A 14,461-nucleotide genomic window follows, 5' to 3' on the forward strand; every position below is an offset into this window, starting at 1 on the left:
TGGCTAGCCGAAGCGGCTGTCCAGTTCCAGCGCGGTGCGGCACAGGTGCACGAGCATCAGCGCGTTGGCGGCGCCCGGTGCGGCAAGCCATGTGTCGGTCGCGCGCACGAGCACGTCGAGCCCTGTCGCCAGCCAGAAGCGGCGGGCCGCATCGACCTGCTGGCGCTCGCGCGCGGTGGGCGCATGCCGGCCGGTCATGCAATGGTGTTCGAGTACCGCGAGCACTGCGCCGATCCGCTGCGCGTGGGCCGATGCGCGGGCGGCAGGGATGGGGTCCGCGGTCGCCGCGGGTTCAAGGCTTGCGAGAGGCCGCAGCAGGCGCGCGAGCCTGGCGAGGAACCCGGGATTGGGCTGCGCTGCGCGGGGTGGCGTATCGAAGTCGAGCGCGATGGCGCGCAGGCGCCCGTTCCGGGAGAACACCAGCGACACCGGCTCCAGCCACCCGGCGCCGGCCTCCCGCTCCACGGCCGCGACGACGCCGACGACCGTGCCAGCGATATTGTCGGTACTGCCGGCCGCCGTCCATGCATCCAGGTTCTCGATGCGCACCCGGCGCGCCGTGTCGCACGGCACCTGCAGCACGAGCTGGTTGTCGTGCCGGTCGCGCAACGGCCACGCCAGCACCTGCCGCGCCTCGTGCAACTGCGGCGTTTCGTGACTGGCAGGGCGCAGCAGCACGTACGACGGGCCGCTTTCCAGGCCTGCACCGGTACGCAGCGCAGCGCCCAGTTCCGCCCAGTCGTCGAAGCCGGCCGCCTGCCAGCGCGGATCGTCCTCGGCCCACGGCGGCAGCGCTGCGGCACGGGTCGCGCCGCCGATGCCGATCCGGCCATCGGGCGACAGGCGCGCATCCCGCAGGGACCAGGCGCCGGCGGCCAATGCGCGCTCGCATGTCACGCCTTGCCACAGCTGCCCGATCGACCAGCTTGACGCCGCATTGAACGTGCGGTCGGCGCCGTCGCGGCGTGCCAGCACCGCCTGCACGACGGTGCGCCCTTCCGGATCCCAGAACGGCACCGCCAGCCCGCGCGCACCGCCGCGCCGCTCCCACCAGTGGGCGCCAAGGGCCAGCAATTCCAGCGTGGCGCCGTCGCTGAACGTGCGCCGCTCGCTGCCGCGCAGGCGCGCGGGTATTTCGCCTGTCGCACCGTCAAGGGCCGTGCACAGCGCGTGGATGCGGGCCGCCAGGCCGATCGCCTCGCGTTCGTCCGCATGCGGGTCGCGCCGCTGCAGCAGCGCTGCGGTGCCGGCCAGTTCGCGCAGCATGCCCGCCAGCCGGGGAAATGCCTCGATGCGGGCCGACGTGCCGAGTGCCCGCAATTGCGCCGGCAGGATGTCGGGCAGGTGCGACCAGCCGATGCCGCATGCTTCCAGGATCGATCCATCCGCATGTGCCAGGAATTCCCGCTCGGCCGCAGTCGGCCCCGTTGCCGGAGCGGCAGGCATGGCCTCCGCGGGCCACGGCGCAGCATGGCCATGCTGCTGCCAGACAGCAGCCAGCGCCAGCAGGTGCAGCGCCTTGCGTGACGATGCCACACCTTCGGACACCATGCCGGCCAGCCCGCCGGCGCCGATGTAGCGGCATTCGAAGTCCAGCTCGGGCAGGGTGATCCGCAACGTGCCGCCGCTGGCTTCGCAGGCGGGCGGGCCGGCGCGGGGAAACAGCGCCGCGGCCTTGCGCACGGCGGCGCGCCCCGCCGCCTTCAGCACGGCCGCGCGATCCAGCGCCAGCACCTCGGCCAGCACGTCCGGCGCCGCCATGCGCTGCCCGGCTTCCACCACGTCGCCCGGGCCGTCGTGCGCCGTATTATCTTCACCGTCACCGCCGCCGGGAACGACGTCCTGGTCGCGCAGCCACAGCACGGCGGCCACCACGTGCTTGCAGATCCCTGGAGCAGGGCAATCGCATGCCGCGCCGGCCGGGCCTTTCTCTCCGATGGCAACCAGTTGGCCATCCACGCGGAACGTGCCGCCGGCCGGGGAGGGCGGCGCATCCCACGCCACCTTGCCCGCTTCCACGTCCTTGGCGGCGCGACGCAGCAGGCCGGTGCTGGCGAGGGTGGCCAGCGCGTCGTCGTCGAAGTTGCGGCACAGCGCCGCCCAGGGCGGGCTCACCCGATCACCTCGGCCAGCCAGCCGGCGAAGCGCGATGGCGTGAGCGCGGCGATCTCCATGCCGCGCGCCGCCAGCCGCTGGCCCATGTCGCGGTCGTAGACGGGCTGCGCGCGTTCGTCCAGCGCCGCCAGGCCGAGCAGGCGCACGCGCGACTGGGCCAGCCGCTGCACGCAGGCCAGCAGCGGGCCGGGCGGGGCGCCTTCCTCGAAATCGCTGACCAGCGCGATGATGGTGCGCTGCGGCGTCGTCACCAGCTGCTCGCAATAGCGCATGGCGCGGCCCACGTCCGTGCCGCCGCCCAGCTGCACCGTCAGCAGCACCTGCACCGGATCGGCGGCCATGCGTGTCAGGTCCACCACGTTCGTGTCGAACACCACCAGCCGGATGTTCACGGAAGGCAGCGACACGAGGATGCTGGCCACGATGGCGCTGTACAGTACCGAATCGACCATCGAGCCGCTCTGGTCCACGCACAGGATCACGTCCCACGGCAGCTGGCGCTTCACGCGGCTGTTGAAATATGGCCGCTCGATCACGAGGCGGCGGCTGGCCGTGTCGTAGTGGCGCAGGTTGGCCGCGATCGTGGCGCGCCAGTCGAAGTTCTGCGCGCTCGGCACCATCGACCGGCGGAAGCGGTTGCGGCGGCCCGACAGCGCGTTGACGAATTCGTGGCGCAGGCGCCGTGTGATGTCCTCGACCACCTTGCCGATCACATCGCGCACGGCGTCCTGCATGTCCGCCCCCAGGCGGCCGCGCATGCCCAGCAGCGCCCGCGCCAGGTTCTCGTCGGGCTCCAGCGCGCGCAGCGTGGCCGGATCGTGCAGGATCTCGTTCAGGCCAAACTTGTCCAGCGCATGGCGCTGCAGCCGCTCGCACACGTCCTGCGGGAACAGCTCGCGCGTGCGTCGCAGCCAGTCGAGCGCCGTGAGCTGGCTGCCATCGAGGCTGCCGCCGGAGGCGCCACCCTTGCCGCGCAGGATGCCTTGCCGGTCGTAGGCGCGGCCGTACAGGTAATCGAGCGCCTCGTCGACCTGCCGGTCGGCGCCGGCCAGCTCCTGCCCGCCATCGGGCCGGGCATAGCGGCCGAGCGCCAGGCGCCAGCGGCGCAGCGTATCGGCGCCGTTCATCGGACTTCCTTCATCGCGCTTCCTTCCTTGCGTCGTTCGGCATGTCGCCCGTCCAGGCATGCAGGCCATCGCGGGCAAGGGCCGCCACCAGGCCGGCGTGCAGCACCGTGCCAGCCAGCATGTCCGCTTCCGTTGCATCGTGTTCCCACCCCAGGCCCGCGTCGTCCGCCAGGGCCAGCGCCGCCGCCAGCTGCGCCGTTTCCGCCGGTTTCAGGCGCGTGAAGGCGTGGCGCAGGTCCGGCAAGTGGCGCAGGAACGCTTCCTCGTCCCAGCTGGCCATGATCGCATCGACGGCCTGTCGCAGCGCGGGTTGCGTCAGCAGCAGTTCCGGTCCCGCCGCCAGCAGGCCGAGCAGGGCGCGCGCCGCATCGTCGCGTTCTGCGCCCGGTCCCAGGCTCGCCACCAGGCTGGCGCACAGCCGTTCCTCGCTCCATGCGCCATCGAGGAACAGCAGCACGCCGGCGGCGCTGGCAATGCCCGGTGCCGCGCGCGGCGCCTCCACCAGCGCTTCGAGCGCACGGCGCCAGCGATCCGGCGTGTCGTCCGCCGCGACCAATCCCTGCGCCAGCGCGTGGCGGAACGCGCGCAGCGACAGCAGGCTGCCGATCGTGGCATCCTCGCCGTCGGCCGCCGTGTCGGCCAGCCGCGGCACCAGGTACAGCGCCGCATCCCATGCGTGCAGCAGCAGCGCGTGCAGCGCCGGATCGTCGCGCACGCCCAGCGGCTCGCGCGCCCGCCACAGCGTGAGGAGCTGGTGGCAGCCGGCGATCACGGAAGCCGGGTCGCCATCGTCGTCCACCCGCGCCGCGACCATCGCGAGTAACTCGGGCAGGCGCTCGTGCAGGCCGACCAGGCAGCCGCGCGTCAGCAGGGCGGCGGCCGCGCGGGCCGAGCGGGCCATGCCGCAGGCGGCCAGCGCCGCCTCGTCGCGCCGCAGCCGCGCCATCGCCACGTCGTGCAGCGTGGCGCCCTCGGCGGACAGGGCGATCAGGCGCGCCTCGACGAGCGGCGTCCACGCCACCTGCCATTCCTCGATCAGCAGCTCCAGCCGGGTGCCGGCCAGGAAGTCCGGCCCGCCGCGCCATTGCCCCAGCTCGAGCCCCAGCCAGTCGGCCAGGTGCAGGAAGCGGCTGCGCTCGCGGTGCGCCTCGTTGCGGTACAGGTCGAGCCGCACGGCGCGGGCCGCGCTGTCGTCCAGCCGCACGCCCATGCGCCCTGCCAGGCGCCGCGCGTCTTCCACCAGCGGCGGCGCGCCGATGGCGGCCGGCACATCGCCCAGCGCATGGCCGCACAGCAGGCGGCGCACGTCGTCGCCCATGCCGGCGGTGCCATCGCCCAATGCGCCCTTGACGAAGCAGGAGCGGATCGCATCGAGCACGTCTTCCCGGCCCGGTCCGGCATGGCCGCGCAGCGCGGCCAGCCGGCTGGCCTGCAGCACGGCAGCGCCCACGTCCGCCGTGGACAGCTGCTCGGCCAGCCCCAGCGTGCGCGTCTCGCGGGCCAGCTCCGCCAGGCAAGCGGCGGCCACGTCGTGCAGGGCGGGGCCGGCCGGATCGGTGACGGCGCTGTCCCACACGCGCTGGTACCACCCCGGCGCGGGCATGCCGGCGGCATAGCCGTTCAGCGCATCGAGATTGTCGAAGCTGTAGCGGATCAGCCAGTTGCCGCCGCCGGCAGGCCGTGGCCGCGGCTTCGCGCCGGCTTCCTGAGGCGCGTCCAGCATCGCCTGCAGGCCGGGCGTATGAAAGCCGCCCGTGACCACCACCACCGCGCCGCCCGTCTCGTCCAGGTGACGGCGGATGTGCGCGGCCATGTGCCGTTCGCGCGGCAGGCTGCCTTCCGCTTCCAGCACCTGCGGTTCGTAGTCGTGCCGCGCCATCGCGCAATACGCATACACGTCGGCGAACAGCGAACGCCAGTCGCGCAGGGCGGCGGGGCCGCGCAGCTCGAACAGGTGGTCCCACAGGTCGTCCTGGTCGCGGCAGCCGCTGCGCGCGGCCAGCGCCTTCAGATAGGCGCTGTGGGCCAGGTGGCGTTCGGCCATCAGCGTGTGCGCGCCGGTGTCGGTGTCGTCCGCCGCACGCGCGGTCCAGGGCTGGTCGATGAAGGCCAGGCGCGCGCCCGCCGCGTGCCCGGCGCGCAGCGCCACCCATTCGGGACTGTAGTCGCAGAACGGGAAAAAGGCCGAGCGGCTGCCGCCATCGGTGCGCGGGGCCTGGCTCAGCACCGCCACGGGCGGGCGCGTGGCGCTGTCGAGCAGCGCCGGGATGAGCGTATTGAAGTCGTCCGGCCCCTCGACCAGCACGGCGGCCGGGCGCACTTCGCGCACCAGTTCGCGCAGCGCCAGCGCGCAGGCGGGGCTGTGGTGGCGCACGGGGGCGAAGAACAGGCGTCCACCGTGGCCGCCGTGCAGTTGCGCCACGCCGGCCTGCACATCCGGCGGCAGCGTAACCGGCAGGTCGCCGGGGCTCACGGCCACAATGCGCGTCCGGCGTCGCGGAAGATCTTCCAGTGCCGGTCGCGGCGGGCCCGTTCGTGCACCACCGTGTCGAAATAGTGCTGCACGCGGCGCAGGTCGTCCGCGTTATCCTTCAGCACCACGCCCTGCAACTGGTTGGCCAGTTCCCGCGGCGTCACGCGCCCGTCGCCGAAATGGCGCGCTTCCAGTGCCGCCGCGTAGGCCACGTTGACCGCTTCGGCCGTCGACATCACGGCGTCCGGCGTCTTCAGCGCCGTGCCTTCGCGCGTGCGGCCGGCGCGCAGTTCCTGGAACGTGGTGACCAGCAGCGCGACCACGTCGCGCTCCACCTCGACCTGCACGCCGGCGCCTTCCAGGTCGCGCCGCACCTGGCCCATCACGAGTTCCACTTCGAACGCATGGTCGGCGATCGGGCGCACGGTCTCGAAGTTGAAGCGCCGTTTCAGGGCGGACGACATGTCGTGCACGCCGCGGTCGCGCAGGTTGGCGGTGGCGATCACGTTGAAGCCGCGCCGCGCATGCATGCGCGCGTCGTCGCCCAGTTCGGGCACCATGACCTGCTTTTCCGACATCAGCGAGATCATCACGTCCTGGACTTCAGGCGGGCAGCGGGTGATTTCCTCGAACCGCACCAGCTTGCCGGCTTCCATGGCCCGGTACAGCGGCGACGGCACGAGCGCGCGCCGGCTTGGCCCTTCGGCCAGCAGCAGTGCATAGTTCCACGAATACTTGATGTGATCTTCCGTGGTGCCGGCCGTGCCCTGGATCGTCAGCGCGGAATCGCCGCTGATGGCCGCGCTCAGCAGCTCGGACAGCAGCGACTTCGCCGTGCCCGGTTCGCCCACCAGCATCAGGCCCTGGTGGCCCATCAGCGTGACGATCGCGCGTTCGACGAGCGGGTCGTCGCCGTAGAACTTGCGCGTGATGCCGAGCGCCTCGTCGCCGAGGATGAAGCGGCGCACGGCGCGCGGCGACAGGTGCCAGCCTTCCGGCCGCGCACCGGTGTCCGTCTCGCGCAGCCGCGCCAGTTCGTGCGCATGGCGGTGTTCCGCGCTGCTGCGCAGGATGTCGGCGGACAGTTCGTCGCGGGTCTGTTTTTCCTGCATGGTCACCACCGTGTCTTCTTTTCCCATTGTTCGTCGAAAGCGCCCATGCCGGCAATCGCGTGGTAATCGCCATAGGCTTCGGCCAGCAGCACGTGCGGTATGTCGCCCAGCGGCAGCTTCAGGTGCGCGCGGCGCGCGGCCAGCGGATACAGGCACAGGGCCCTGATGGCGGCCGGGATGTTTTCCTCCGGCAGCATGCTGCCCGTGAACTCGATCGCCGCGCGGACGCCGATCGCGGGGAAATCCTTGTGATACGCGTAGAACACGCCGCCATCCTCGGCAGTTGCGCGCTGATAGCCCAGCTTCGTGGCCGCGCCGCGCAGCGTAAACGTGTCGGTTATCCAGCCCTGGCGGTCGGCGATCTCCTCCTGCGCCGGGTCGAGTACGGGCAGGGTGCGCGTCATCTGCGCGAACAGCGGCGCCAGCTTGTAGTCCTTGAAGTGCGCCTGCCAGGCCGTGGCCTGCGCGGGGTCGACCAGCGAGGCATGGGCCAGCCGCACCGTGGCGTCATCGGCCAGCGTGACGTCGTCGTCGCCGGTGTCGACCAGGCTGCCGTCCTCGGTGGGCCGGAAAGCGATGCCATCGCCGGTCAGCCACACCAGCCGCTGCACGAGGCGGCCGGCCACCGGGTGTGCCTGCAGGTACTCGCGCCATTCGGCGGCCGGCCACGCGCGGCCGGCGCACATGGCTTCGTACAGGCGCGCCGTCTGCAGCGCGATCACCTGCTTGATTTCCTTCTTGCACAGCGTGAGTTGCTGCTTGGCTTCGCGCGCGGCTTCGGCATCCTCGTCCTGACGCGGTGCGGGGAGGGCGGCGATGGTCTTGCCCTCTGCATTGCGCAGCACCACCTTCATGGCCGCATCGAGCGTCACCGTGAAGTCGCGGCTGCCCGGGGTATGGCCGAAGCGGAGCAGCAGCGTGCCCGTTTCATCGAGCCCGCCGGTCGGAATGGTGCGGTCGGCCAGTTCGTCCTGCGTCCAGCCGTTGCGGGCGGCGACGCGCTCCACCAGCAGCCGCGCCTTCTCCTGCACGGATGCGGTGCGGTAGCGGCGCGCGATGGCCAGCACGAACTGGATCGCGGCCGCGTCGTCGGAGGCGGCGGCCGCTTCCATCAATGCCTCGACCTGCGCACGGCGCGGGTAGTGATCGCGCATGTACTGCGTGATTGCCGCCACCATCGCATGGCCCGGCATGCCGGAGGCCAGCGCGAGGATGCCTTTTTCGCCGATCGCCGTACCGCTGTACTCGGCCATCTTCAGGCGCGTGAGCCGTTCGGCCACCTGCTCCAGTGTCAGGCTCGCTTCCTCGGCATAGTATTGCGGATGGCGCTGCGCCCAGGCCTGGTACTGCGCCCATTGCTGCGGCGCCTGCGCGTTCGCCAGCACGGCCGCTTCCTCGTGCGAAGGGCGGCGCGTGTCCTGGGCGATGAACTGCAGCAGCAGGTGGCTGCCGAGCTGCGCGCGGCTCGGCGCGTCCAGCAAGCCCAGGTAGCGGTCGAACAGCGGATTGCCACCCGGCTCCTTCAGCTTGCAGGCCACGATGACCCACCACTTGAGGATTTCAGGCGGCACCGTGCTGCCATCGCGCCAGCGGCACGCGGGCAGCAGCGACAGGTCGAGCCAGGCCAGGCCGGCCGGCGCCTTGCCGTTCAATGCCTTGACGGCCTGCGCCTGCAAGCGCTCCGGCGCCAGAAGCGGCGCGATATCCTCGCCCAGCGTTTCCAGCGCGGACAGCATGGCGGCACTGGCCGATTCGCGGCTTTCCTTCGCCAGTGCGGCGCGAAGCGCGGGAATCGCTTCGCGCCAGCCCAGGCGAGCCAGCCATTGCGCGGCCTCGATGCGCACTTCCTGCTTGCTCGAACCCAATGCCTCGCCGACCTGGCGGCCGATGTCGGGTACGGCCGCCAGCGCTTCCTGCGCGGCTAGCCGGTGCGTTTTGCCTTCGCCCAGCGCCAGTTCCATCAGGCGCGGCAGCCAGCGCGGCGGAATCGCCGGGAACGTGCGCAGCACTTCCAGCGTGCGGCCCAGGTCGGGCTGGAAGCGCGTGCCGGCAGGCGCCGCCGCCATGCCCAGGCCGGCGTCGATATATTCGGGGTGTTCGGCGAACCAGGGCCACACGCGGTGTGGCGGCAGCACCGCCTGCGGCGGCTCGCAGCGGCTCCAGCCGGCTTCCAGGCCAGCCATGGCCACGTCGTCGTCGCGCAGGCCTTCCTCGCGGGCCAACCGGGCCAGCTGGCGCAGGTCGAACTGCTCCGGATCGCCGATCAGTTGCTGCACGCGGCCATCGTTCCAAGATGGCGCGCGGTGCCAGCCGGACGCCGCGAACCAGCGCACCGCCTGGCGGATACCGAAATCGGAACGCGCCGCCAGGCGGCCGCCGTGCTCCAGTGTCGAGCGCACGGTGCCGTTGGCAAGGCTTTTCTTCGCCCGGTCGCTCGTGTCGCCGTTCAGGGCCGACAGCGCGAGGCGGAAGTCTTCCGGCTTCAGCGCCCGCTGCGCGTTGTAGTTCTTGCGCGCATAGTCCCAGCGATACTGGGACGTGGCGTTGCGCTGCGCTTCCTCTTCCGCGTCGCGTTGCAGTGTCCGCAGCAGCTCTTCGTGGTTCGCCAGCAGCAGGTCGAGCGCATCCGCGCCCACCGTGCGTTCTTCCAGTTCGGACAGCGGTGGCGGTGGCGGCAGGCCGGTGCCGGCCGCATCGCCGGCTGCGCCTACGCGGCCAATGGCGTCGCGCAGCGCCTGCTGCACGGCCTTGCCCCGTTCGGCGGCCAGCGCCGTTTGCAGCGCGGGCAACGCATCGGCGCCGCGGATGCGGGCGAGCAGTTCGGCGGCATTCGTGCGCTGGGCGGCCGTGCCTTCGGCCAGCAAGCGTTCCAGCTCGCGCATGAAGGGTTCGTCCGCGGTGACGAAGCGGGCGGCGGCCGCACGTACGGTCTTGCTGTCGCCGACCGCCATTTCGACCAGCAGCGGCGCGAATGCCTTCGCCAATGCGGGATTGGTGCCGAGGCGCTGGCACAGGAATGTCTTGCCGACGACGGAGAGCATGGCGGCGCAGGCCGCCACGTCGTCCGGATGCGCGGCCAGGTAGCCGTCGAGCGTAACCGGCTCGAGCAGCGGGCGGTACACGTCTTTCCGGAAGTATTCGTAGACTTCCCCCCGCTCGAACACGATGGCGAGGGCGAGCGACGCGGGCAGCTCCTCGCTCGCCACGATCGCCGCCAGCAGCTGCACGGACCAGGCGGGGCGGGGCTCGCCCTGCGCGCTGCGGTCCTTGCGCTCGCATGTCGCCCACAGCGCATCGTTCAGCAGGTAATGCAGCCAGTCGGGCATGGCCGCGCCCGTGCGCTGCAGGGACGCGCCATTGTCGGCGGCGGCCAGCACCTTGCCCATGCGGACCAACACCGGGATGTCGGGTTCGTTCGCATCGACCTTCTGGTACAGCGTCCCGCGCGCCTTCAGGGCGGCACTGCCTTTTTCGGAATCGCCATAGGCGGCGTGCAGCCGGCCCGGCGAACCGAGGTAAGTGCCGGCGCGCGGCGCCGCCGCCTGCAGGTCGGCCAGCACGTCCACGCCGGTGCCATGGGCGATGAACGCGGCCGCGCGGGCGCCAAGGGGAGTGTCGAGCGCGTCGAGACTGGCGACTCCGCTCCTGATCAGCGATTCATCGGAGCGCAAGGTGCGCACGGTGGCGCCGATGGCACCCAGTAATGCTTTCAGCATAGGCAATCAATAAAGGATGGGTGCCAGCATGCTGCCACGGAGGAGACTTGTTGGCAAGATTGCAAGGGGCTTTCATCAGCAAGAAAAGCAATGCTTCTACCACGGCACCTTCTTCTGCCACTGCGCGTCGAACGTGGACGATGCCGCCACCGCGTGATAGTCGCCATAGGCCTCGGCCAGCAGTACGGGCGGCACGTCGGACAGGGGCAACTGGCTGGCGCGGCGCCCGCGCGGCGCGATCTCGTGGAACGCCAGCGTCTTCACGGCCGCCGGCACGTTTTCCTCGGGCAGCGCGTTGCCGGAAAACTCGATTGCCACGCGGATGCCCGCGGCCGGGAATTCCTTGTGGTACGTGGTGAAGAAGTGGCCTTCGTAGTCGTCGCTGCGCTGGTAGCCCAGTTTCGCGAATGCGCCGCGCAGCGTGAACGCGTCGCTCAACCAGCCCTGGCGGTCGGCGATGTCCAGCTGCGCGGGATTGCGTTCCAGGTCCAGCGCCGGCCGAACGCGCGTCATCTGTCCAAACAGTGGTACCAGCTTGTAGTCCTTGAAGTGCTTCAGCCAGGCCGTGGCCTGCGCCGCCGGCAGCAGCGCGGCGTGGGCCAGGCGCACGGTGGCGCCATCCCGCCCATCCTGGAGCGCCACCTCGTCGTCGTTCGTGTCGACCAGCGTGCCGTCGCCGGCGGGCCGGAACGACAGGCCATCCTCCGTCATCCACACGAGCCGCTGCGCCAGCCGCCCCACCAGCGGATGCCGCTCGACGTATTCGCGCCAGTCCGCCAGCGGCCAGGCGCGCCCGGTGCACATCGCCTCGTACAGCCGCGCGGTCTGCAGTTCGATGACCTGCCTGACTTCCTTCTTGCACTGCGCGAGCTGCTGCTTTGCCTCGGCGATGGCTTCGGCATCGCCGTCCTGGCGCGGCTCGGGCAGAGCGGCAACGACCTTGCCGTCCGCATTGCGCAGCACGGTCTTCATGGCCGCGTCCAGCGTGACGGTGAAGTCGCGGTGGCCGTAGTGCAGTGTCAGCGTGCCCGTTTCATCGAGCCCGCCGGTGGGCACGGTGCGGTCGGCCAGTTCGTCCGCCGACCAGCCGTTGCGCGCGCCGATGCGGTCGACCAGCAGGCGCGCCTTTTCCTTCACGGAGCGGGTGCGGTAGCGCCGCGCGGTGGCCAGCACGAACTGGATCGCCGCCGGCTCGTCGGACGCGGCGGCCGCCTCCAGCAGTGCCTCGACCTGCGCGCGCCGCGGGTAATGGTCGCGCATGTACTGGCGGATCGCCGTCACCATGTCGTGGCCTGCCATGCCCGAGGCCAGCGCGAGGATGCCCTTTTCGTTGATCGCCGTGCCCAGGTAGACGGCCTGCTTCTCGCGCTTGCACTGCTCGAACACCTCCTCGTAGGTGAGCTTGCCCTGTTCCCCGTACCACTCGGGCAGGCGCCTTGCCGCGTCCTGGTATTCGGCATACAGCTGCGGGGCCTTGCCTTCGGCATACGCCACGGCTTCGTCATGCGAAGCGTTGCGCGTGTCCTGCGCCACGAACTGGTGCAGCACGTGGCTGCCGAGCCTGGCGCGGCTGGCGCGGTCCAGCAGGCCCAGGTAGCGGCTGAACAGCGCATTGCCGCCCGGCTCCTTCAGCTTGCAGGCCAGGCCGACCCACCACGCGATGATGTCCGTGGGGACCGGGCCGCCATCCTGCCACCGGCAGGCGGGCAGCAGCGCCATGTCGAACCATGCCAGGCCCGCCGGCGCCTTGCCCTTCAGCGCCTTCTTCGCCTGCGCCAGCAGCCGGTCCGGCGCCAGCAGCGGCGCGATGTCCTCGCCCAGGGTTTCCAGCGCGGTCAGCAGGGAAGCGCTGGCCGCCTCGCGGGTTTCCTTTGCCAGCACGGCGCGCAGGGCAGGAATCGCCTCGCGCGCGCCCAGGCGCGCCAGCCAGTCCGCCGCTTCGATGCGCACTTCCTGCCGGTTCGATGCCAGCGCGGCCGCGACGCGGGCGGGCAGGTTCGGCAGCCTGGCCAGCGCCGCCTGCGCGGCGGTCCGGTGACTGGCGATATCGCCGACCGCCAGCTCCAGCATGCGCGGCACCCACCGCGCCGGCGGCAGGGGAAACTTGCCAAGGATGGCCAGTGCACTTTCCACGCCGAACGCCGCGCCGCTGCCCGAGGCCATGCCCAATGCCTGGTCGAACAGGCCGGTACTGTCGGCGAAATACGGCCAGACGCGATGCGGCGGCAGCAGCGGTCCCAGCGCCAGGCTGGTGATACCGACCGGCTGGGTGCCGGTCACCTTGCACGCCGCCGCGAACTGGCGCAGGTCGAGGCTTTCGGGGGCCTGCCGATCGAGCCATTGCTGGAAGCACTTGTAGTGCGTGAAATCGGCAATGAAGCGATAGGGATGCCACGTGACCCAGCGCAAGATGTGCAGCATGCCGAAGCCGGGCAGTGCGACGAGCCGGTCCTGCCAGCCCAGGATATCGTCGATGGCGCTGTCGGCCAGCTTGCCCGTGGCGCGTGCGGCTTCGTCGCCGTCCAGCGTGGCCAGCGCCAGGCGCAGGTCGTCGGCCGTGACTTGCTGGTGGCTTTCGTAGCGTTCGCGTGCCCGCACGGACGTTCGGTCGCCACCCGCCTGGCGCTGTGCTTCCTCGTCGGCCTTGCTGCGCAGCCGTTCCAGCATCTCCGCATGGTTGGCCAGCACGATCTCGAGCGCTTCGGCCGGCAGCGGCGCGGTGGACAGCGGCGGCAGCGGCGGCGCTTCCGGCAGCGCGGCGTCCTCGCCATCCGGGGCCGCCCGCACGCGCCCGATCGCATCGTTCAGCACCTGCTGCAATGTCTTGTTCGGCTGCGCGGCCAGTGCCCGTTCCAGGGCCGGCAGCGCCGCGGCGCCCTGCATGCGCACCAGCAGGTCGGCCGCGTTGCCGCACCGGGCGGCCGGGCCGCTCGCCAGCAGGTTTTCCAGCGCCGCGGCGAATGCGGGGCTGTCGGTGACGAAGCGCGCCGCGGTCGTGCGCACGCTCTTGGTGTCGCTGGCTGCCAGCTCCGCCAGCAGCGGCGCGAGCGCCTCGGCCAGGGTACCATCGGTGCCGAGCCGCGTTGCCAGCAGCACCTTGCCGCCATTGGACAAGTTGCGCGCGCAGGCCGCCACGCCCTCCGGGTCGGCCAGCAGGAAGGCATCCAGCGCGCCCGGCGCGAGCAGCGGGCGGTAGGTTTCCGCGTGATAGTACTCGCGCAGTTCGCCGCGCTCGAACACGATGGGCAGCGCCATCGTCCCGGGCAGCTCCTCGTGGCGCAGGATGGCGGCCACCAGGTCCACGGTCCATGCCGTGCGCGGCGGCGGCGCGTCGTAATGGCCGAACCGCCCGTAGGAGGCCCACAGCGCATCGTTCAGCAGGTAATGCAGCCAGTCCGGCATGGCGGCGCCCGTTCTTTCCAGCGTCCTGCCGCCATCGGCCGCCGCCAGTACCTTGCCGAGGCGGACCAGCACGGGAATGTCCGGCGCCGCCGGGTCGATGGCCCGGTACAGCGCGTCGCGCGCGGCCAGCTCGTCGAGGCCCGGTGCGCCCGACCCGGGCTGTGCACGCAGGCGGCCCGGTTCGCCGAGCACTTCGCCGCCACGTGCGCCCGCCATCGCCAGCTCTTCCAGCACCCCGGCGCCGGCGCCGTCGACAACGAAGGCGGCGGCACGGGTGCCCAGTGACGGGGCGATGGCATCAAGGCCGGCCAGGCTGGCGTGGATCAGTGTTTTCGTGTCGGCGGCAGGGGTGGCGGTGGTGCCAGGCTGGGTGGTCGGCATGATCGGGAGTGGATGAGGGGGGATAAAAGTGCTGCGTATGCTGCCACGAATGACAAGAGCTTAGCAATAAGGCAATGTCGCTTTCGGGTTGCAAGTCGGGAAGCCGCGCGACGGGCTCCGATGGCTGCCGGGATG

At 71.3% G+C, this 14,461-nt stretch carries 6 protein-coding genes; all 6 read right to left on the reverse strand.

All coding sequences use genetic code 11. From position 1 onward, the window contains the following. Positions 1-3: 3 nt before the first annotated feature. Positions 4-2,115, reverse strand: a complete 2,112-nt coding sequence (locus tag EWM63_RS23080; RefSeq protein ID WP_130188628.1) for a YehQ C-terminal OB-fold domain-containing protein — start codon at positions 2,113-2,115, stop codon at positions 4-6. Then, a complete protein-coding gene (locus tag EWM63_RS23085; RefSeq protein ID WP_130188629.1) occupies positions 2,112-3,242 on the reverse strand; it encodes a VWA domain-containing protein in 1,131 nt (376 codons plus the stop codon). The genes EWM63_RS23080 and EWM63_RS23085 overlap by 4 nt, the downstream gene beginning before the upstream one ends. Positions 3,243-3,252: 10 nt before the next feature. Further along, positions 3,253-5,715 carry a DUF5682 family protein gene (locus EWM63_RS23090; protein WP_130188630.1) on the reverse strand — a complete coding sequence of 821 codons (2,463 nt, stop codon included), beginning with the start codon at positions 5,713-5,715 and terminating at the stop codon, positions 3,253-3,255. Beyond that, positions 5,712-6,827, reverse strand: a complete 1,116-nt coding sequence (locus EWM63_RS23095) for an ATP-binding protein (protein WP_130190559.1) — start codon at positions 6,825-6,827, stop codon at positions 5,712-5,714. Before EWM63_RS23095 ends, EWM63_RS23090 begins: the two co-directional genes overlap by 4 nt. A 2-nt stretch (positions 6,828-6,829) precedes the next feature. Continuing rightward, entirely contained in the window at positions 6,830-10,543 is a 3,714-nt protein-coding gene (locus EWM63_RS23100) for a DUF4132 domain-containing protein (RefSeq protein WP_130188631.1), read from the reverse strand. Between the two features lie 96 nt (positions 10,544-10,639). After that, the gene (locus tag EWM63_RS23105; RefSeq protein ID WP_130188632.1) at positions 10,640-14,326 is read right to left on the reverse strand and encodes a DUF4132 domain-containing protein; all 3,687 of its coding nucleotides are present in this window, start codon (positions 14,324-14,326) and stop codon (positions 10,640-10,642) included. Positions 14,327-14,461 lie beyond the last annotated feature (135 nt).

The organism is Pseudoduganella lutea (genome assembly GCF_004209755.1).
In the GTDB taxonomy this organism is placed as follows: Bacteria; Pseudomonadota; Gammaproteobacteria; order Burkholderiales; family Burkholderiaceae_D; genus Rugamonas; species Rugamonas lutea.